General features: G+C 71.4%; 17 protein-coding genes and 1 pseudogene. 11 read left to right on the plus strand and 7 right to left on the minus strand.

Translation table 11 applies throughout. The features are described 5' to 3' along the window. The first annotated feature begins 8 nt into the window (after positions 1-8). The 6 genes from ACSMTC_RS35000 to ACSMTC_RS35025 all read left to right on the plus strand — a co-directional run bounded on the left by ACSMTC_RS35000 (position 9) and on the right by ACSMTC_RS35025 (position 8,466). Positions 9-800: an enoyl-CoA hydratase/isomerase family protein gene (locus ACSMTC_RS35000; protein ID WP_436563763.1), complete on the plus strand. Its 792-nt coding sequence runs from the start codon at positions 9-11 to the stop codon at positions 798-800. A 27-nt stretch (positions 801-827) separates the two neighbouring features. Continuing rightward, positions 828-3,215, plus strand: a complete 2,388-nt coding sequence (locus tag ACSMTC_RS35005) for an acyl-CoA dehydrogenase family protein (protein WP_436563764.1) — start codon at positions 828-830, stop codon at positions 3,213-3,215. A gap of 141 nt (positions 3,216-3,356) precedes the next feature. Further along, positions 3,357-4,682: a cytochrome P450 gene (locus ACSMTC_RS35010; protein WP_436563765.1), complete on the plus strand. Its 1,326-nt coding sequence runs from the start codon at positions 3,357-3,359 to the stop codon at positions 4,680-4,682. Positions 4,683-4,957: 275 nt separating this feature from the next. Beyond that, positions 4,958-5,818 (plus strand): PhzF family phenazine biosynthesis protein, encoded by an 861-nt coding sequence (locus ACSMTC_RS35015; protein ID WP_436563766.1) that lies wholly within the window; start codon positions 4,958-4,960, stop codon positions 5,816-5,818. Between the two features lie 183 nt (positions 5,819-6,001). After that, positions 6,002-7,174 (plus strand): CopD family protein, encoded by a 1,173-nt coding sequence (locus ACSMTC_RS35020; protein ID WP_436563767.1) that lies wholly within the window; start codon positions 6,002-6,004, stop codon positions 7,172-7,174. A 557-nt stretch (positions 7,175-7,731) separates the two neighbouring features. Continuing rightward, entirely contained in the window at positions 7,732-8,466 is a 735-nt protein-coding gene (locus tag ACSMTC_RS35025; protein WP_436563768.1) for an MgtC/SapB family protein, read from the plus strand. A 67-nt stretch (positions 8,467-8,533) separates the two neighbouring features. Here ACSMTC_RS35025 and ACSMTC_RS35030 read toward each other — a convergent pair whose 3' ends face one another. Further along, a complete protein-coding gene (locus ACSMTC_RS35030; RefSeq protein ID WP_436564899.1) occupies positions 8,534-9,922 on the minus strand; it encodes an aminotransferase-like domain-containing protein in 1,389 nt (462 codons plus the stop codon). A gap of 72 nt (positions 9,923-9,994) precedes the next feature. On the opposite strand from ACSMTC_RS35030, the gene ACSMTC_RS35035 reads away from it, so the two are divergent. Continuing rightward, on the plus strand, positions 9,995-11,179 hold the full coding sequence (locus ACSMTC_RS35035) for a trans-sulfuration enzyme family protein (protein WP_436563769.1): 1,185 nt from the start codon (positions 9,995-9,997) through the stop codon (positions 11,177-11,179). 244 nt (positions 11,180-11,423) lie between these two features. On the opposite strand, the gene ACSMTC_RS35040 is transcribed toward ACSMTC_RS35035, so the two are convergent. Further along, positions 11,424-12,638: a GNAT family N-acetyltransferase gene (locus ACSMTC_RS35040; RefSeq protein WP_436563770.1), complete on the minus strand. Its 1,215-nt coding sequence runs from the start codon at positions 12,636-12,638 to the stop codon at positions 11,424-11,426. 364 nt (positions 12,639-13,002) lie between these two features. Between ACSMTC_RS35040 and ACSMTC_RS35045 the strand changes: the two genes are divergently transcribed. Continuing rightward, positions 13,003-13,629, plus strand: a complete 627-nt coding sequence (locus ACSMTC_RS35045) for a CGNR zinc finger domain-containing protein (protein ID WP_436563771.1) — start codon at positions 13,003-13,005, stop codon at positions 13,627-13,629. Positions 13,630-13,742: 113 nt separating this feature from the next. On the opposite strand, the gene ACSMTC_RS35050 is transcribed toward ACSMTC_RS35045, so the two are convergent. Continuing rightward, positions 13,743-13,901 carry a hydrophobic protein gene (locus ACSMTC_RS35050; RefSeq protein WP_436563772.1) on the minus strand — a complete coding sequence of 53 codons (159 nt, stop codon included), beginning with the start codon at positions 13,899-13,901 and terminating at the stop codon, positions 13,743-13,745. A gap of 247 nt (positions 13,902-14,148) precedes the next feature. Between ACSMTC_RS35050 and ACSMTC_RS35055 the strand changes: the two genes are divergently transcribed. Both ACSMTC_RS35055 and ACSMTC_RS35060 read left to right on the plus strand, forming a co-directional pair. Beyond that, positions 14,149-14,712, plus strand: a complete 564-nt coding sequence (locus tag ACSMTC_RS35055) for a hypothetical protein (RefSeq protein WP_436563773.1) — start codon at positions 14,149-14,151, stop codon at positions 14,710-14,712. Positions 14,713-14,806: 94 nt separating this feature from the next. Continuing rightward, positions 14,807-15,415, plus strand: coding sequence for a hypothetical protein (locus ACSMTC_RS35060; protein ID WP_436563774.1), 609 nt, complete (start codon positions 14,807-14,809; stop codon positions 15,413-15,415). 222 nt (positions 15,416-15,637) lie between these two features. Here ACSMTC_RS35060 and ACSMTC_RS35065 read toward each other — a convergent pair whose 3' ends face one another. From ACSMTC_RS35065 to ACSMTC_RS35080, 4 genes and pseudogenes are all read right to left on the minus strand, one after another. Next, the gene (locus ACSMTC_RS35065) at positions 15,638-16,102 is read right to left on the minus strand and encodes a DUF3147 family protein (protein WP_436563775.1); all 465 of its coding nucleotides are present in this window, start codon (positions 16,100-16,102) and stop codon (positions 15,638-15,640) included. Further along, a complete protein-coding gene (locus tag ACSMTC_RS35070; RefSeq protein ID WP_436563776.1) occupies positions 16,099-16,443 on the minus strand; it encodes a DUF3147 family protein in 345 nt (114 codons plus the stop codon). Before ACSMTC_RS35070 ends, ACSMTC_RS35065 begins: the two co-directional genes overlap by 4 nt. A 152-nt stretch (positions 16,444-16,595) precedes the next feature. Then, a pseudogene (locus ACSMTC_RS35075) lies at positions 16,596-16,747 on the minus strand (short-chain dehydrogenase); the annotation flags it as partial. A gap of 114 nt (positions 16,748-16,861) precedes the next feature. Continuing rightward, positions 16,862-17,035 carry a CsbD family protein gene (locus ACSMTC_RS35080; RefSeq protein ID WP_436563777.1) on the minus strand — a complete coding sequence of 58 codons (174 nt, stop codon included), beginning with the start codon at positions 17,033-17,035 and terminating at the stop codon, positions 16,862-16,864. Between the two features lie 1,079 nt (positions 17,036-18,114). Here ACSMTC_RS35080 and ltrA point away from each other — a divergent pair. Beyond that, entirely contained in the window at positions 18,115-19,887 is a 1,773-nt protein-coding gene (ltrA, locus tag ACSMTC_RS35085; protein ID WP_436558653.1) for a group II intron reverse transcriptase/maturase, read from the plus strand. Positions 19,888-20,181: the final 294 nt, after the last annotated feature.

Below are 20,181 nucleotides of genomic sequence, written 5' to 3' on the forward strand. Positions count from 1 at the left end.
CAGCGATCATGACCGAGCAGGAACCCCTGCACATCGAGCACCGGCCGGGCGGAGTCGCCGTGCTGACGCTCACCGACCCGGACCACCGCAACCCGATGAACGGCCGACTTACCGAGCGGTGGCGCGCCGCCGTGGGGTCGCTGAGCGAGGACCCCGATCTGCGGGCCGTCGTGGTGACCGGCACCGGCCCCGCGTTCTGCTCCGGAGCCGACCTCGGCGACCTGGCCGCCGTACACCACCTCGGCACCGCAGCGGCCCGGGCCCGGCTCTCGGCCTTCTACCGGACCTGGCTGGCCGTCCGTGACCTGCCCGTACCCACGGTCGCCGCCGTGAACGGCCACGCGGTCGGTGCCGGACTCGCCCTCGCCCTGGCCTGCGACCTGCGGTACGCCGCCGCGGACGCGAAGCTCGGCGCACCCTTCGTCCACCTCGGCCTGCACCCCGGGATGGCCACCACCGCGCTGCTCGCCGAGGCGGTCGGTCTGCCGCGCGCCCGCGAACTGCTGCTCACCGGACGGCTCGTCGACGGCGCCGAGGCCGCCGCGATGGGCCTGGTCCACCAGGCCCTGCCCGCGGACCGGGTGCTCGCCGCCGCACTCGCGGCCGCCGACACCATCGCCGCCGCGGCGCCGCTCGCGGTGCGGCTCACCAAGGACGGCCTGGGCCGCGGTCCGATGACCGTCGAGCAGGCCCTGGCCTGGGAGTCCCTGGCCCAGCCGGTGACGACCGCCACCGCCGACTTCCGCGAGGGCGTCCAAGCCCGCCGGGAACGCCGTACCCCGCACTTCACGGGCAACTGACCCGCCCACGACCACAGGAGCACCGCAATGACCCTGCCCACCACCGGCGCCCGCGCCGTCCAGCTACCGCCCGAAACGCGACAACTCCGAAAGGAGGTACGGGACTTCCTGGCCGAGGAGCGTGCCGCCGGGACCGTCATGGGCCGCCCCGACTCCTGGCTGACCGGTTGGGACCCAGGCTTCACCCGCCGGCTCGCCGAGCGCGGCTGGGTCGGCATGGCACTGCCCACCGAGTACGGCGGAGGCGGGCGCGGCAACCTCGAACGCTACGTCGTCATCGAGGAACTCCTCGCGGCCGGCGCCCCGGTCTCGGCCCACTGGGTCGCCGATCGGCAGGCCGGGCCGTCGATCCTGCGCCACGGCACCGAAGAGCAACGCCGCCGCTTCCTGCCGCGGATAGCCGCCGGCCGGTGCTTCTTCTCCATCGGCATGAGCGAGCAGAACGCCGGCTCGGACCTGGCGGCGGTGGAGACCCGGGCCGAACGGACCGAGAACGGCTGGAAGCTGACCGGCACCAAGATGTGGACCGGCGGCGCCCATGTGAACGACTACGCCATCGTGCTCGCCCGTACCGGCGACGAGTCCGACGACCGCCACGCCGGGCTGAGCCAGTTCATCGTCGAACTGCGCGACCCGCGGATACGGATCGAACCGATCCGCCTGCTCAGCGGCGAGCACACCTTCAACTACTTCCACCTGGAGGGCGTCGAGCTCGGCGACGACGCCCTGCTCGGCCGCCCAGGGGACGGCTGGCGGCAGGTGACCGGTGAGCTGGCGCTGGAACGCAGCGGGCCCGAGCGGTTCCTTTCCACCGTGCCGCTGCTCGCCGCACTCGTCGAGCAGCTGCGGCGGGGGGCCTGCACCCCCGAACAGCACGCCCGGGTCGGCCGGCTGACCGCACGGCTGTCCTCGATCCGGCAGCTGTCACTGGGAGTGGCCGCCGCCCTGGAGGCCGGCCGCCCGGCGGACGTGCGGGCCGCCCTGGTGAAGGACCTCGGCACCCGCTTCGAGGGCGAACTCGTCAACGAGGTACGGGAGATCCTCCCGGTTCCCGCCCGCACCGACACCACCAAGGGCACCTTCCCCGAACTGCTCGCCACGGCGATCCTGCACTCCCCGGGATACACGCTGCGCGGCGGCACCAACGAGATCCTTCGCGGAATCATCACCCGAGGCCTGCGAGGCGCGGGAGATCCTCCCGGTTCCAGCCCGCACCGACACCACCAAGGGCACCTTCCCCGAACTGCCCGTCACGGCGATCCCGCACTCGCCGGGAAACTCGCTGCGCGGCGGCACCAACGAGATCCTTCGCGGAATCATCACCCGAGGCCCGGAGCTCTCCTCGTGACCACCGATCACCTCGGTACTCCCGCCGCCGTGCTCGCCCGGCACCCGGGCGACGCACTGGATCGGCCCGCCGACGCCGCCCGCGCCCTGTGGGACTCCCTGACCGCCGCCGACGCGCTGCCCGCGCCGGACGCCGATCCGGCCGCCCTGGTCGCGCTGGTCGGTGAGGCCGGCTACCACGGCTGCCCGGGACCGCTCGCCGAGGCCCTGCTGGTCGCCCGCCCGCTGCTGGCCCAGGCCGGGATGGCCCTGCCGGCCGGGCCGCTCACCTTCGCCCGGGGCCCGCTCGAGATCCGGTTCGCCAACGTCGACACGGCCAGCCGGGTCGGCCCGCGGGGAGCCGCCGGCACCGACGACGCGGTGCTCGTCAACGGCACACTCTCCCGGGTGCCGTGGGCGCGGGCCGCGCAGGCCGTGGTCGTGCTGACCGAGGGTCCCGGCGGGCCGGTGCTGCTCGTGCTCGAACCCGACGACTACCGGCTGCTCCAGGGCGCCAACCTGGCGGGCGAGCCCAGGGACGAACTCGTCCTGACCGACACGGCCGTTCCCGCCGAACGGGTCCGCCGCGTCCCGGAAGCGGTCCTGGCCGAGGCCGAACGGCGCGCCGGGCTGGCCCGGGCCGCGCTGATCGCGGGTGCCGCGCGGCGCTGCGTGGAGCTCACGGTGGCCCACACCGCGGAGCGGTCCCAGTTCGGCCGTCCGCTCAGCCACTTCCAGGCCGTCAAGCAGGAGGAGGCGAAGCTGATCGAGGAGGCGGCCCTGGTCGACGCGGCCCTCGAGGCGGCCGCGACCGTGGCGGCCGACCCGGACAGCGCCGCCTTCGCGGCCCAGGCCGCCGCGGCACAGGCGTCCGCCTCGGTGGGGGAGATCACGCGCATCGCCCACCAACTGCACGGTGCGATCGGCTTCACCGAGCTCAGCCCGCTGCGCCTGGCCACCACCCGGCTGTGGTCATGGCGGGACGAGGACGGCAACGAGCAGGCCTGGTCCGCGCGGATCGGCCGGCACGTGGTGGAGAGCGGCGCGGGCCGGCTGTGGCCACTGGTGACCGGTACTCCCGCGGTCTGACCGCGGGGCCGGACCCACCGCCGCCGTGCGAGGCTACCGGCTCACCCCGCCGCTCGCGGCGATACTGGTACCCGCGGCCGGGTGCCCCCCGGGGGCGCCCGGCGCACAGACGGATCGGACGACCAGTCAGAAGGAGGTCCGATGACCATCCCCGGTCCTCAGCCCCGGCCGGACGGCGGGGTCGGCGCCATCACGGCGGCAGGCGGACTGCACACCTACCAGCTGTGGCTGCACACCGAGTACGGGCCCGTCGTACGGTTCCAACTCCCCGGCGCCGAAACCGCCGTGTCGATCGCCGACCCGGTACTGCTGGAGGCCACGGCGCACCTCGACCGGCGGCCGGAGCGCCTGTTCGCCTTCCTCGACCCGCTGTTCGAGTCCGGCAACCTGCAGGTGCTCCCCGCCGAGGAACACGCCCCGTGGCGCCGCCTCCTGCTCTCGGTGCTGGCCGGACGTCCCTCGCACGAACGGCACTTCGCCCGCTTCACCGCTCTGGCGACCGAACTCGCCGACCGCTGGGCCGCACTGCCAGACGGCGGACCCGTCGCCCTGCAGAAGGACCTCACCGCGCTGTCGCTGCGCATGATCTGCGCATACGCCCTGGGCGGCGACACCGTGGACCCGGACGGCGTCGTCACCGCCTTCGAGGAGGTACTGACCGAATACCTGGGACGGCTCTACCAGGCACCGCTCCCCGGCACCCCGGAGGAACGCGCCGGGCGGACCGAGCAGGCCCTCGCCTACCTGCGCACCACGGTCGACCGGGTGATCGCGGCGCACCGATCAGGCGGTCGAGCCGACCGCGGCGATCTGATCGGTGCGCTGATCGAGGCCGGTCAGAGCCCCGCCCGGATCCGCGACACCGTCCTCGTGACGATGCTCGCGGCCCACCACACCACCGGTGTCGCCGTCTCCTGGACCCTGCACCTGCTCGGCCGTCACCCCGAGGCCGCCGGACGCGTCGCGGACGAACTCGACCACGTGCTCGGTGACCGCACGGTGCCCGAGTACACCGACCTGCGACGGCTGACGTACCTGGAGATGGTCCTCAAGGAGTCACTGCGCCTCTATCCGCCCGGCCCGTACGGAGCCCGGGAGACCACCGAGCCCCTCGCTCTCGGCGGCTACGGGATCCCGGCCGGAGCCGTGGTCTTCTACCCGTTCTGGGCCGTCCACCTGAACCCCGACCACTGGCCCGAGCCCGAGCGATTTCGTCCCGAACGGTTCACGCCCGAGGAATCCGCGAAGCGCCCACGGCTGGCCTGGATCCCGTTCGGACTCGGCCCGCGCACCTGCGAGGGCGCCGGCCTGGCGATGGTCGAGGCAGAGCTGCTCCTGGCCGTCCTGCTCAGGCGCTTTCGCTTCCGACCGGTACCCGGCCACCAGGTGACCCCGATCGAACGGTTCGTACTCTGGGCCGCCGACGACATCCGGATGACCGTGAGCCCGCGCGTCCGGCAGGGTTGATCAGGTGGGACCGGCGATCGGTGTGCCGCGGAAGGCCGGTTCCGGAAGGCGTACGGGGTGAGTGCGAACTGGTCTGCCACGTGCCGGTGTTGCCGTGGCAGACCGCCCAACTCCCCCTCCAGGATTGGTGCTTCGAATTCCGAAGCGCTACGATCGGCGATCGCTTCGGAAGGCGAGACGAAGGGGGCCGGTGTGGCAACCGCCCTGACGACCCGGGTGCGCAGGATGCCGGGCCCGCTCCTCACCCGTTCCTGCTCGGCCGGCCTCCCGCTTCCGTGAGTCTCGCGGTCACCGTCGTCCACGCCTGTCAGCGCGCCGGCCGGGGCGGGAGCCCGACCGCGGTGGTCGACGAGGCGCGGCTGAGTGCCGCCGAGCGCTGTGCGGTGCCGGTCGCCGCGGGCACATCGCACGCCGTGTTCATCTCCACCGGGGAACACGGGGAAGGCCGCCCGGCCGTGTCGCTGCGCTTCTTCACCGCCGCCGGAGAGCTGCCCGCCTGCGGGCACGGCACCGTGGCCGCGCTGGCGGTACTCGCCGAACGCGCCCGGACGCGGGAGTACGAGGCCGTTCTGCGGGCCGGCGGCCGGACCTTCCTCGGCCAGGCCACCGGCGGTGACCACCGGTACGAGGCGGCTTTCGATCCCGGGCCCGTCCAGCTGCGCACCCCTGTCGCGGCGGACCGGCAACCGGTCCTTTCCGCCCTGGGCATCGGTCCTGAGCAGGCGTCGGTACGGTGTCGGATCGCCTCGGTGGGGCGCCCGAGGATGCTGGTGCGAGTCCCTGACCGTCAGGCCCTGGCGGAACTGACACCCGACATGACCCGGCTGCGGGACGCCTGCGACCGACTGGGACTGCTGGGCTGCTACGTCTACAGCACGCCGTCACCGGACGGACGCGCCGCGGCCCGGATGTTCGCACCCTCCATCGGTGTCCCCGAGGACATCGCCAACGCCAACAGCACCGCATGCCTGGCCGCACATCTCGCCGGCCACGGCCTGTCCGCACTGGAGGTCGACATGGGGGACTCGCTCGGCGAACCCTCCACCGTCACCGCCACCACCCGCCCCGGTGCAGTTGGTCCGCTGGTCCGTGTCGGCGGCACCGCGATGATCATCGAGGAGATCTCCCTCGCCTGATCCACGGGCGAGGGCAGTGGCGGTGCCCCTGTTGGCAGGTGTGAAGGTCGCCGCCGTGCGCGCACAGGGCCCCGAAGGCCGGTTCATCCTCCAGCGCAGTGCGGGATCCTCGCGATGAAGCGGGCAGTGCGCAACAGGCGCAGGGGTGGACATCAGGGCAAGAACTTAGGTTAGCCTTCCCTTATGAGTGATATAGTGCTGGCCGCGAACACGGCCGGATACGCCATGCCTCCGCTCTGGCGGATCCTCACCAAGTCCGGCTACTTCACAGGTCTGAGCGGAGCCATCGGCGCCACCGTCACCTACGCGACCACCGTCCGCCCGGCGCTGCGGGCGCCGGCGAGCGAAGCCGGTGACGTCGCGGTGCTTCGCCGCCGGTCGGCGCACTACCTCGCCTGGTCGGGCGTGGTGCTGCTGGTCGCCGGCTACTTCCAGCTCGCCGCCCGCCTCGCTCGCGCGGGCAAGGGCATGCCGTTCGCCGAGGCACTCGCACCCGGACGGATATGGCACTTCCTGCGCGCACCCGCCGCCAACGGGGCCTGGATCTCGCAGGGCACGATCTACCTCGTCCAGAACGCGGTCCTGGTGCTGACGGCCGCCGTCATGGTCGCCCTGTTCGTGCCGGCCGCCCGGCACCGACTGGACGCGCTCGCACTCACCGCACTGCCGCTCTCGCTCGCGACCACGCTGATCTCCGCCGTCCCCGCCACCACGCCGAAGGACACGGACCGGGTGCTGGATCTCGTATTCGACCAGATCCACATCGTCAGCGGCACGGTGTGGCTCGGAGGTCTGGCCCTACTGGTCGCCCTGGTCGCCGCCCGAGGCCGCCTCGGCGGCTCCACCGGTCTGCTGTGGGCCGACATGTGGCGCCGCTTCGGCCTCGTCGCGATGACCTGCGTCGGCGCCGTCCTCGTGTCCGGTCTCTGGATGAGCTGGCGGCACGTCGGTGCGATCGACCAGCTCTGGACAACCGGCTACGGCCTGGCCCTGCTGGTGAAGCTCCTGCTGGTCCTGGGCCTGGTCGCGGCCGGTGCCGTCAACCAGCTCTGGCTGATGCCCCGCATCGCGCGGGCCCGCCGCGCCGATGACACCGCCTCACTCCTGCGCCTGACGCTACGGCACTTCCCGAGGGTCGTCTGGGGTGAGGTCGCCCTCGGCCTTGCCGTGCTCGTGGTCATGCCCTTCCTCAGCGGCTCGGCCAGGACCGAGGCGCGCGGTCCACAGGCCGCGTCCTCAGCCGGCGTCCTCGCCGCCGGTGCCGCCCTCGCCATCGCCTTGGCCGTCTCGCTGTACGCCACGGCCAAGGCGTCCGACGCCCTCGCACGTCGACAGGCCGCCGCTGCCGCGCCTTGAGCCGGTCGATCGAAAGGTTCATCGGGGGTTCGCGCCCGAGCGCACCAGCAGGGTCGCCGACGGCCGCGCCCGTGTGATGGACGGCCGCGGGGCGCTGGTGGCGTCGTCCGAGGGGTTGACAGTTTGCCGCCGCCCGCCGTAACTGGAAGTAGCCTGGGGCACCTTGGGACACGCGCCATGAGCGCCTGGAGGCCAAGGGCGACAACGGGCGTCTCTGCACGAAGAGAACGCCGGCGTCGCGTCACTCACGGCCGCTGTCGACGGCCGGGATCCGTCCGTGACGCGCCCCGACTTCACTGGTCTTCAGTGGAGTTGGGCAACAGAGTGGCGAGACCTTGAGGTTGTCCGGCTGTCGACACCATCGGTCCGGGGGCGGGATTCTCCCCGGGTGGGAACCGGCGGCGCGACAGACGTCACCGGTGCCGGGGAACGATCGTTGTCTGCACAGGGGCGTTGTCGCACCCCCGCGTTGGAGGTCGGCGGTGCGGCCGTGCCATCGCGCATCGGAGACGGCTGCCGCCGCCGCGGGCGCTGCGGAAGAAGGGGGCGTCGTGCGTATGACGTTCGCTCAGTGGGCGAGTGAGCCCGCAGGGCAGGGGTGGACCCAGGTCGTGGAGTTCCTGCTCGCTCTGCTGCTCTCCGGCGTGATCGGGGTGGAGCGGCAGATCCGCCAGAAGGCCGCCGGTCTGCGGACCTATACGACCGTCGGCGCCGGCGCGGCACTGTTCACACTGGTGAGCAAGTACGGCTTCGCCGATGTGCTGCACGCCGGTACGGTCGAGCTGGACCCTTCACGGATGGCGGCGCAGATCGTCTCGGGCCTGGGTTTCATAGGTGCTGGTGTGATCTTCGTGCACCGGGGCTGGGTGCAGGGGTTGACGACGGCGGCCACGATCTGGCTCACGGCCGCCGTGGGTTCCGCCGCCGCCGCGGGTCTGCCACTGCTGGCGGCACTGACCGTCGTGGCCTACTTCGCCGTCTCCTACGTGCTCAAGCCGTTGCTGGACCGCTTGCCGGGACTGCGTAGGGCCACGGTCTCGTACCGGATCATCTACCGTCCCGGCCGGGGGGTGCTGCGAGAACTCCTCGATCAGTGCACACACGCGGGCTTCGTCGTTCTCGAACTGCGTACGCTGTCCAGCCCGACGGCCCTCCCGGGCGAGGACTTCGAGAGTCCGGTGGAGGTGGCCCTGTCGGTGCAGGGGCAGGGCGACGCCGGCCGGCTCACGGTGCGGCTCGCTTCGGTGGCCGGTGTGCTGACGTGCATCCGCAGCGGTTCCGAGGAGGAGTGACACGAGGCGGGCGCCGGCCCGGGGCGGTTCTGACGCGGGCGTGCCGGACCGTCACGCCGGACGCGGCTCAGCCGGCCTCGCCTGACTCGTGCTCGGCCCAGGCGCGGCGCAGCCTTTCGGCGGCGAGCCGTAGGTCGGCCGGCTCGGCGACGTAGGAGACGCGCAGGTGATCGGAGAACGCGCCGTCGGGTGAGGTCCTGCCGCCGGGCAGGACGCGTACGCCGTGGCGGAGGGCGAGTCGGGAGAACCCCTCCGTGTCGCCGGTGGGCAGCCGTACCCACAGGAACGGTCCGCCGTGCGGGCGGGTCCACGACCAGGTGGGCAGGTTGGTGCGGAGCAGGCCGGAGAAGAGGTCGAGCCGTTCGGTGAGTTGACGGTTTCGGTGGGTCCTGGTCCCGTCGATGGCGGGCAGGGCGCGCTCGGCGAGGAGCTGGGCGACGTGCGAGGTGCCGAGGTCGGTGACGACCTTGAGGCGGCCCAGCCGGGTGATGAGGTGGCGCGGTGCGCGGATCCAGCCCACGCGCAGGCCCGCCCAGAACAGTTTGCTCAGGGAGCCGATGGTGATGACGGTGCCGCCGCCGGGAGTGGCGGCGAGGCTCTGCCCGGGCCGTGCGTCGAAGGCCAGGTCGGCCAGGGTCGCGTCGTCGGCGATGACCGTTCCGGTGCTTCGCGCCAGGCGGGCGATGTCGTGCCGGCGCGCGGAACTCATCACCGTGCCGGTCGGGTTGTGGCATGTCGCCATGAGGTAGATCAGCCGGGCCGGTGACCGGTCCAGTGCCTCACGCAGCGCGCGCACCTTGATCCCCTGCTCGTCGACGGGCAGGGCGAGGACGGTGGCGCCGGCGGCGCGTGCGGCGTCGAGGGCCCCGGTGTAGGTCGGGTTCTCGGTGATGATGGTCCCGCGGTCCTTGCCGAAGAGGGTGAACAGCAGGTCGATCGCCTGCTGGGCGCCGCTGGTGACCAGGATCTCGTCGGCGGTGGTGGTGAGCCCGAGTGACGTGCAGCGATCGGCGATCGCCGCGCGGAGCGAGGGCAGGCCGAACGGCTCGTAGTCGAAGCGCGCGGCGAGGCCGCGCAGGTCGTGGGCGGTCACGGTCAGGGCCTCGTCGGACAGGCCGCCCAGCCCGGGGAGGACGGAACCCGCGCAGTCGATGACCCCGTCGAGCCGTTCGCCGGGGAGTTTGGACGCGGGCAGGTCCGCCGCGGGCACGGCGGGTCCGACCGAACGGGCCGAGGCGGCCACGCGCGTCCCGCTGCCGCGTGCGCTTTCGAGCAGGCCCTCCTCGCGCAGGTGCCGGTAGGCGGCGATGACGGTGGTACGGCTGAGCCCCAGCGATCGCGCCAGGTCGCGTTCGGACGGCAGGCGCGAGCCGACGCCGATCTCGCCCCGCCGGGCCGCGTCGCGGATGCGGTCGGCCAGTTGCCGGTAGAGCGGCCCGGTGCCGCGGAGGTCCATCAGGTTCACCGGGTCCAATCTCCCGGCAAGTGGATATCGATTTCAAGCCCGGTTCGCCAGCAGGCTGAGCCCATGGACACCGCCATGACGCTGGAGACACTGCTCGTGCACGCGGACGCCGACGACGGCGAGCCCGACATCGCACCACCGATCCACCAGACCGTTCCCTTCGCCTCCGCCTCGGCCGAGGACTTCGAGGAGCTGAGCTCCGCCACCAGGGCGCAGCGGTTCTACCGCCGTTACGGCAATCCGACACAGGCGCGACTGGAGAAGGTCCTGGCGGCCGTCGAGGGCGCCGAGGCCGCACTGGCCACCGCGTCCGGTATGGGGGCGATCTCGACCACCGTCCTGTCGCTCGTCGGGGCGGGCGACCACATCGTCGCGCAGCGGAGCATGTACGGGGGGACCCTGAGCCTCCTTCAGGACCTGGCACCGCGGCTCGGGATCGAGACCACGCTCGTGGACCAGACGGACACGGCGGCGTTCGAGCGCGCCCTCCGGCCGAACACGAAGCTCATCATGCTGGAGACCCCCGGCAACCCGCTGCTGCAGATCACGGACCTGGAGGCGGTCGCCGGGCTCGCCCGTGACCGAGGCATTCCTACCCTCGCCGACAACACGGTCGCCACACCGGTGAACCAGCGCCCGCTCGACCATGGCGTGGACCTCGTCATGCACAGCGTCACCAAGGCCGTGTCCGGCCACTCGGACGTCCTGGCCGGGATCGTGCTGGGCCGGTCCGACCTCGTCGACCGGATCTGGCAGACGCACACCCTGATCGGGTCGGTCATCAGTCCGCACGACGGCTGGCTGGCGCTGCGCGGTCTGCGGACCCTGGCGATGCGTGTGGAGCACCAGAACCGGACAGCGCTCGCCCTCGCCCGGTTCCTGGAGGACCATCCGGCCGTGGCGAAGGTCAACCACCCGGGGCTGCCCGGTCATCCGCAGCACGACCTGGCGAAGCGGCAGATGCGCGGATTCGGCGGGCTGCTGAGCTTCGAGCTGCGCGGCGGCAGCGATACGGCGGAGAGGCTCCTCGCCGCGCTCCGTGTCCCCGCGCGCTCCGCGAGCCTGGGCGGCGTGCGTTCGCTCGTCGTCCGGCCCGCCGCCATGTGGGGGCAGGAGCTGACCGAGGAGCAGCTCGCCGAGGCCGGCGTCCCGCCCGGCCTCGTCCGGTTCGCCGTCGGCCTGGAGTCCGAGACCGACCTGATCGCCGATCTCGAACGCGGGCTCGCCGCGGCGTTCCACGGCCGCTGACGGCGTGGACGCGGCGGTGCGGCCGGCACCGGCCGGTACGGCCCGTACCGGCCGTACCGGCCGCTCCCGATCCGCGCTCCGCCGCGGCGCCGGCGATCACGGAGCCGCGGAAGTGCCTTTGCTCCGCCACGAATTGGGCACCACGGCTCTCGTCCGTGATGTCCGAGTGGCTGCGAGACGGCGCCACCGCCGATGTCCGGTACGCCGGACGGGTCCACCGGTTCGTGGTGGCCGTGGCTTCGGCTCAGAACCAGTGCACGCAGTGCGGACGGCGCTCGGCTGCGAAGAGTGCGTCGGCTCGGCCGACCGCCTCGGGACGGTGGGCGCGGATCCGGCCGGCCCGGACCAGGGTGCTCGGGGCGACCCCGCCCAGGTAAGCCGAGCCGAGGTCGCTGATGTTCAGGGACAGGTCGGGTTCCCGGTCGGTGGGTTCGCACTCGGCCGTGCCGTTGGTGACGGTGAGCAGGTAGCGCTGGTTCTCCCGCAGGAACGGGTCGTCGACGTCCAGGACGAGCTCTCCGTCGGCGAGGTAGCGGCGGGCGGCCAGGGCGCGGGGTACGTCCAGCAGGCGCACCCACAGGCCGTCGTGGTCGGCGGCCACCTCCGCGGCGCGGAAGTCCGCCAGCTGCCAGCGGAGCGGGTGCTCCGGCGGGAGGTTGGCGAAGACGACCGTGGTCACGAGGTCGTGCTCCAGGCAGTGGCGGGCGAGGGCGTCATGGGCCTCGTCGTTGGTGGCGATCACCTCGTCCACGGTGAGGGTGCGGGCGTAGGCGACCGGATCGGTGACGGCCACGGAGTAGCTGGCGTATCCGTCGGGTGTGCCGTCGGCGTCCCGGTGGAGGGCGATGTGGCGCTTGGCGCGGGAGACGGGCGGTCGTCCGGCACCCGACCGCCACCAGTGGCCGGGCCGGGAGAGGGCGCCGGGCTGGGTGCGCCGGTAGCGGTCGTACAGGTCGTGCAGTAGCTCGTCGTTGCCTGCGCGCTCCAGCAGTTCCACCGTGCCGGGGGCCGCGGCGGTCGCGAAGGCCGCGCGGTGGCGCGGTACGGACAGCCGCTGGGTGTAGGTGGCCGGCCCGTATCCGAACCGGCGGTAGATGACGGCCTCCGACGCCAGGAGGACGGAGAGGAACTCGCCTTCAGCGCGCAGCTGGTGCAGCTGGTGGCGCATCAGCGCGGTGAGGACGCCTTGTCTGCGGTGGGTGGGCAGTACCCCGACGGCGGTGACGCCGGGGACGGGTACGGAGACTGCACCGGGGAGCGTCAGCTCGAAGGTGTAGGCGCCGGCGGTGCCGACCGGGCGGTCTTCGTCGGTGGTGGCCAGGAGGTTGCGGTCCATCTCGTAGGCCGACCACCAGGCGCCCTCGCCTTCGGCGGGTGGTGTGGGGAACTGTCCGAACGCGCTGAGCAGAGTTCGCAGGAAGGTCTCGCGGTCGGATTCGGAGGTGGAGCGGATCTGCATGGTCTCCTCTTCGTGAGGGATGAGAGACGGATACCTGAAGAAGCAGCGACAGCCCGCCGTCCGGGACGGAACGTCCCGCCCGGACGACGTGTCAGGCGACGCGTGAGGCAGCCCACCGGGTGGCGGATTCCTCGCCGCCGCCGGAGCCCGAAGGATCCGTCCGGTTGCGGCACGCCGCGTCAGGTGGACGGAACGATCGGAAACCGGCACAGGCGGGGCCGATCCCGGTGCCGGCAACCACCGAAGGGGGAGCGGACCGCCGTCGACGGACGCCAACAGCCGAAATTCTCACGGATGCCACTGTTGTGTCCCGTGAGACGCTAGTAGATCTTCACGGAAAGGGTCAATGGTTACCATGAGAGCCATGACCGGGAGCCCAGCCAGCGACACCGCATCCACCCGTCGGCCCGATCCGCTGCCCGCCGCACCGGGCGAGGACCGTTCGCCGGCGCTCGCCCTCGTGAACACCCGGACCGTGCGCGGAGGCATCCCCGTCGACATGCTCGACACACCGGAACAGGTGGCGGCCTGGCTCCGGATACACACGGAGGCCGAAGCTCCGCCGAGCCTCGACGCGGACGCCGTGGAGGGTTTCCATGAACTCCGCGACGCGATCCGCGAGTTGCTCACCGCCGCGACCGACGGCCGGGAACCGGAGCAGGAGGCCGTGGTCATCCTGAACGCCGCGCTGCGTGCGGCACCGGCGGTGCCCAGACTCGACTGGCCGGCGGGAGGCCGGCCGCGTCGCCGGGACATCTCCGCCGCCGTCGCGCCGATCGCCGGGGCCCTCTCCCGTATCGCCGAGGACGCCCTCGGCCTGCTGTGCGGACCGGAGGCCGAGGAGCTGGCCGTCTGCCCGGCCGACGGTTGCGGCCGGCTGCTACTGCGCGGCCACGGCAGGCGCCAGTGGTGCAGCACCCGCTGCGGCGACCGGGTCCGGGCTGCCCGCTACTACGCCCGCAGGCGTGCCGCCGGAAGCGATCGGGACTGAGACCGACCGGGCCTCCTCGGCCCGGTCGGCTGATCAGAGCCCGCCGACCCGATGGCCGGGCGGGCACGTCCTGTCGCCGGGCCGTGGAACCGGGAGCGGCGAAAGGACGGACCTCACCAGCGGTACCATCTGGCGCCGCCCAGGTGACCCACGGCGAAGCCGACGAGCCAGAGGACGAACACCACGAGCGCGATCCACCACAGCACGTGGACGGCGAAGCCGAGCCCGCCCAGGATCAGGGCCAGCAACAGTACGAGTAGCAGCACAGCCATGAGAATCAACCTCCGGTCCCGGCGCTTGCCCAGGAACGGCGGTCTCACACACCCGGCGCCCGACGGTCCGCCCTGTCGTGGCGGCCGGACGCGCCGGGGGCGTCGGCCGCCGGGCCCCTCCGGCGGGACCCGGCGACTTCTCGGTGGGGGAGCGGCCACCGGAGAAGCAGCCCCTGACGCCGCGATCCGCGTTTCGGGATGCCGGTTCCGGGCAGCCGCTGGCTATCCGAGCCTCAGGGAGGACTCGATGTCGACAGGAACGCTTATCGAGATCATCGTTCCCATCGCGGTCGTTCTCATCCTGCTGGCCGTCACGGCGTGGTACCTCACCCGCCGTCGTCGGCTCCAGGAGCGCTTCGGGCCCGAGTACGACCGGACCGTCCAGCGCTCGGAGAGCAGGTTCGCCGCCGAACGGGAGCTGCACGCCCGCGAGCAGCGCCACGACCGGCTGGACATCAAGCCACTGCCGGCCGCGGCGCGGGAGCGGTACGCCGAGGACTGGACACAGGTGCAGCAGCGGTTCGTGGACCAGCCGGACGAGGCGGTGCAGCAGGCCGACCGACTGGTCACCGTGCTCATGCGCGAGCGCGGATACCCGACGGAGGGCTACGAGCAGCAGCTCCGGGACCTGTCCGTGGAGCACGGCCGCACTCTGGAGCACTTCCGGGCCGCCCACGCGGTGAACGCGGAAGTCCGCGACCACCAGGCGACCACCGAGGAGCTCCGCGGCGCGATGGTGCACTACCGGGCGCTCTTCGACGAGCTGCTCGGTGATGGTCGCGAAGGACGACCGGACGGGGGACGGAGATGACACGGCGTTCGGGACCGTCCGACGCGCCCGGAACGAGGGTGGGCGGCCGGCGGCACGGACATGGGATGAAGCAGCGGAAACGGGGTTGGAGCAGATGAAGTACGAAGGCAGTGCCGGAAGCAAGGAAGAGCGCCTGACCACCGAGGATCTGGCCCGCACCTCCGACACCCAGGAGGAACCCCGGCGCCAGGACCGGGAGGGGACGGAGGCAGCCGGGGGACGTCCGACGTTCCCGGGCGAGGCCACCGGGGGACTCGCCGGAGCGGACGCCGGGACGGCGATGGGGGAAGGCGGCCCGGTGGAGGAGGAGCCGGAGCGACGGGAGACCCTTGAGGAGCGTGAAACCGCCCAGGACCAGGAGACCCCGGAGGAACGCGGAAACCAGCAGGGGAGGGAGCCCGCGGAGCGGACGGAGGGGGAGCCGGGCATCGGTGAGGAACCGCTGTTCGCTCCGGAGGACGAGCATGAGCTCAGGTCCCGCTGGCTGGAGATCCAGAACCAGTTCGTCGACGACCCGCGGGAGGCGGTCAGCTCGGCGGACGCACTGGTCGCGGATCTGATGCAGCGTCTGGCCACCAGCTTCGCGGACCACAAGCGGGGCCTGGAGCAGCAGTGGAACCGAAGGAGCGAGGTTCAGACCGAGGATCTTCGGCTGGCGCTCCAGCAGTACCGCTCCTTCTTCCAGCGGATCCTCACCAGCTGAAGCCCCGACCACAGAGCCCAGGGCGGAACCCCGGAGGTGTCCAGTCCCGGGCTCTCGACGAGCCGCCCTCTCGACGGGCTACGGCGAGGCCGCCCAGGCCGGTGGGACGGCGCACCGGCCGGAGCCTGACGACGGCTTGGACGGCGCGGCCTGCTTCTTCTGGAACATCTCGCACGGATGACGGTAGGTGGGCGACCCGACGCCGAGCGGACCGCCGCCCGGTCAGCCGTCCATCGACCGGCGCGACCGCTGACGGCCGTCTTCCTCGGGTGAGCCCTCGTCGCCCCCGTGACCGGTGATCCGTGCGACGGCGTAGGCCGAACCGGCGACCACCGCCCAGGCCGCCGTTGCGGCGGGCAGCGCCACCCAGGCGGAAACGCGAGGCATCAGTACAGCGGTGGCCAGGGCGAAGGCGAGGAGCCCGAACGTGCCCAGGGCCGCGCCCCGGGCGTCGTCACGGCTGGAGCGAAGACCCTCCTCCTTCGCCACCAGGGTGAGGCTGGCCACCAGGATCGCGGGGAAGGCTAGCAGCACCCCGCCGGGGAAGGGCCCGAGGAGTACGGTCACCGTTCCGGCAAGGGCGGAGACGCCGGCACCGAAGGCGAAGCGGACCAGCAGGTCCCTGGAACGCACCCGCCTGACGGCGCGCAGCTCCAGCCGGATGCCGTCGTTCCGGTGGCTGGTCATCCGGCCATCGCAACGGCCAGGATCGCCGCCACACCGCACCAGACCAGCAGGGCGAAGGCCGAACCGCGCAGGGCACCGAGACGACCGAGTGCCGGGACCGCGGCCAGGCAGTAGACGGTGAAGGCGACCGCACCGACCGCCATGCCGCGCGCGGCGACGGTCGCGTCGTGATGGCCCTTGAAAGCGACGGTGGCGATGAGACTGCCCAGGGCGACCGAAGGCGCGGCGGCGAGGACTCCGGCCAGACGCTTGGGCTGGAGGGCCTCCGCGAGGAGTGCGAAGGCCAGCACGAACAACCCGCCCATCACGGATTTCACTCCGACCTCGAGAACGGATGTCATCGGACCACCGTAGAGTCCGGGGCCGCCGCGCCGGCGGATCGCCACGACAGCGGCCGGGGCCGCGGGCACCGGCCAGGGCCGGACCGGAACGGTCGGCCGGCGGCACGGTGACCGGGTCGGCGATGATCTCCGTACCACGGACCGGTTGCCTGCCAGGGTAGACGGCCCACCGCGCCGAAGTGGCCGCCGGTCGGGCCGTCCGGCCCCAGCTGAGCCATCCGAACGACGATCTCGGCGCCCTGCTCGACGGTCTGCGTACGCTCGTGCCGGTTCAGGACCGCCGAGTGTAGCCGGGCTGGAGCGATCGGGACGAGCGCGACGATCCCGGAACACACGATGGCCACGACGAAAGGCTCGCCGCGGCCATCACCCGGTAGTTCTCGGACAGGTCGAACCGACATCCGACTGTCGTGGAGAGTCAGTCCTTGAAGGCGTCCTTGACCTTCTCTCCCGCCTGCTTGACGTCCGCGCTCACCTTGTCAGCCTTGCCCTCGGCCGCCGTCGGACGGTCGCCGACAACCTTGCCGACGGCTTCCTTGGCGTGGCCCTTGGCCTTCTCCGCCACGTTCCGGACCTTGTCCGCGCCGCTCATGCCTGCCTCCTCGACTCGGGACGACTCTTCGACCATCGCGTCTGCCCACGATCGGCGCGGCCATGCGAAATCCGACAGCCCGGCCACGGGGCCCGACACCCAGGGTGCCGAGGACGGAGAACCCGATCACGCTGGCGTTTTGGCCGATCAGGACACTGAGTCCGCCACGCCGCGCCACGCTGCCCGGCCCTCGGTGAAGGCGCTGACCAGTACCGAAAGGCCGTCGTCGGCGATCATCAGATCGGCCGCGTTCCTTGCCGCGGACCACGTACAGCTTCTGTTTCCGGCCGACGGATCCGTGCAGCCGGGCCAGGGCGGAGAACCCGGCCTCGGCCTAGGCGTCCGGTCCGGTCCGAGGCGGCGGCGTGTAATTGGATGGCCCCTTGGGATATCCAATGCGACAACTTGCTGTGCGGCGTGAGGTCGCTTGTTCGAAGTGAGGTTGATCGTGTGAAGAGGTAGTCATAGCGAGATGCCTCCGGATTTGTGTCCGAATCTGTCCCCGCGCTCACATGCGTCGCTGGCAACGGCGGGGTGTGAAGCTGAGCGTTCAAGCCCAAGGGCGCCTTGGCCATCGAGGAGCAACAGGCGAGGGGAAGGCTGGACGGGCGAACGAGAGTGAACCCTTGAGGAATCCTCGTCATGTCGGACCCGCGCTGATGGTCAGTAGTCGGCGGGCAGGACCCGGACGCTGTAAGGCGTCAGGTGGCCCCTGGATCGAGCAAGTCCAGGGAGCCGGACACCGCTGGTCCCGGGGAGAAAGGGCGCCCACCCCAGCCGCATCTTCGACATGCGGAACACGAAAACCCTGATGAGGTCCAGGAGTTCGCTCCTGGTAGGCCGACCGTAAGGAGAGCGGAATCCCTCAGCAGGAACAGGATGGCCCAAGAAGCGAACGCCGGTTGGTCGAAAGACCGGGGGAAACCGGGCAGCGGACTCTTCACCCGCTGTCCGCCATAACCCGTCGGATACGGGCTCGTGCCCGGCCTGAAAGGGAGCTGACGTGGGCCAGGTGAGCCTTTGAAGCACCGACGCGAGGAAGCCGGAACCGAAGGACAAGTTATGCAACGGAGGCACTGATGAGCGAACAGGCCATCGAGCCTGCCGCCCTCGCCGCCCCGGTGAACGGACCGGAGGGCGAGGGCCTCGACTGGCACAGCATCGACTGGGCCAAGCACGAGGCGCACGTACGGCGGCTGAGGCAGAGGATCTTCAAGGCTTCGCGGGAAGGGGACCTGAAGAAGGTCCGCAATCTCCAGAAGCTCGTGCTGCGGAGCTACAGCAACACGCTGGTGAGCGTGCGGCGGGTAACCCAGCAGAGCACCGGACGTGCAACCGCGGGCATGGACAAGGAGGTGGCCCTGACGCCACAGGCGCGGGGCCGACTGGCGACCGAGCTTCATCGGTCCCAAGTCCCTTGGCAGGCCCGGCCGGTCAAGCGCGTGTACATCCCGAAGTCGAACGGTCAGCAGCGCCCGCTCGGTATCCCGGTCATCCGTGACCGGGTGATGCAAAGCCGCGTGAAGAACGCGCTGGAGCCCGAGTGGGAGGCCAGGTTCGAGCCCAGGTCGTATGGGTTCCGGCCCGGCCGCAGCTGCCAGGACGCGATCCGGGCGGTCTTCCTCACCTCGAAGGGGAAGGGAGCCAAGCGCCTGTGGGCGCTGGACGCGGACCTGAAGGCGGCGTTCGACCGCATCAGCCACGACCACCTGACCGCCACCATCGGGCAGTTCCCCGCGAGGGACCTGATCCGGGGCTGGCTGAAGGCGGGCGTGCTGGAGCGTGGACGCTGGGCACCCACGGAAGAGGGCACCCCGCAAGGCGGGGTGATCAGCCCGCTGCTGCTGAACATCGCCCTGCACGGGATGGAAGAGGCGGCGGGCTGCCGCTACCGACGCGGAAAGGGTGACCTGATGCGCGCGGTGGCCGGCACACCCGTGCTGGTGCGGTACGCCGACGACTTCGTTGTGCTCGGTCACGACGAAGCTCAAGTACACCGCGTCAAGGAGGAACTGGCCAGATGGCTGGAGCCGAGGGGTCTGCGCTTCAACGAGGACAAGACCCAAGTGGTCCACCTCACTGAGGGGTTCGACTTCCTCGGGTTCTCCGTGCGCAGGCACGGAGACAAGCTGCTGGTCAAGCCGAGCAAGACGGCTTGCGCGAGACTCCGGAAGCGCATGCGCGACGAGGTGCGCGCCCTTCAGGGCAGCAACATCGGCGCGCTGCTGAAGAAGATGGTGCCCATCGTCCGTGGATGGAGCGCCTACTACCGGAGTGTGGTGTCCAGCGACGCGTTCCAGGCGATGGACAACCACATGTTCAAGCTCGTCTACCGGTGGGCGAGACGCGGGCACCCGAACAAGTCGGGCCTGTGGATCAAGCACCGGTACTTTGGCCGCTTCAACAGGACCAGGCAGGACATGTGGGTGCTGGGTGATCACGAAAGTGGGGCCTATCTCCCGAAGTTCTCCTGGACCAGCATCGTTCGACACGAGATCGTGTTCGGGACGGCGTCGCCAGACGATCCGTCCCTGGCCGCTTACTGGCACAAGCGCCGCCGCCGGAAGGAGCCGCCGCCGATGGACAAGACGAGTCTTGCCCTCGCCGCGACCCAGAAGGGACGGTGCCCACTGTGCAAGCAGGCGCTCATCGCCGGAGCCGAGTATGAGCCCGACAGCCCACGCGAGTGGATCGAGTGGTTCACGGCGTCGAAGAAGATGCTGAACAAGCATCACTTCGTCTACCGGCGACACGGCGGGTCGAACGAGCGAAGCAACCTCCGCCTCGTCCACGCCGACTGCCACCGTCAGCACCACGCTGGGGACGGCAGCCGGTCCAGCGGAGAAACCTGACGAAGCCCATGCGGCTTGCTTGAGCCGGATGCGGTGAAAGTCGCAAGTCCGGTTCTGAGGGGGGCGGGGCGCAGCGATGCGCTCCGTCTACCCGACCCGCCAATAGCCTGAGTGCGGTCAGGGCCCGGTCCTGTGGTGGTCGCGGCCGGGTCGGTGCGGTCATTGGCTGGCCCGTGCTGGGTGCGGAGCTTGTCCATCGGCTGGGGCAGGGTGTAGCGGCATCCTAGCGGGCGATGGCCAGCAGTTCCGGGTGTCCCGGTCAGCACCAGCCCGGATGCCCTGGCCACTAACCAG

The organism is Kitasatospora sp. HPM-01-4, assembly GCF_051374625.1.
Classification (GTDB): domain Bacteria; phylum Actinomycetota; class Actinomycetes; order Streptomycetales; family Streptomycetaceae; genus Kitasatospora.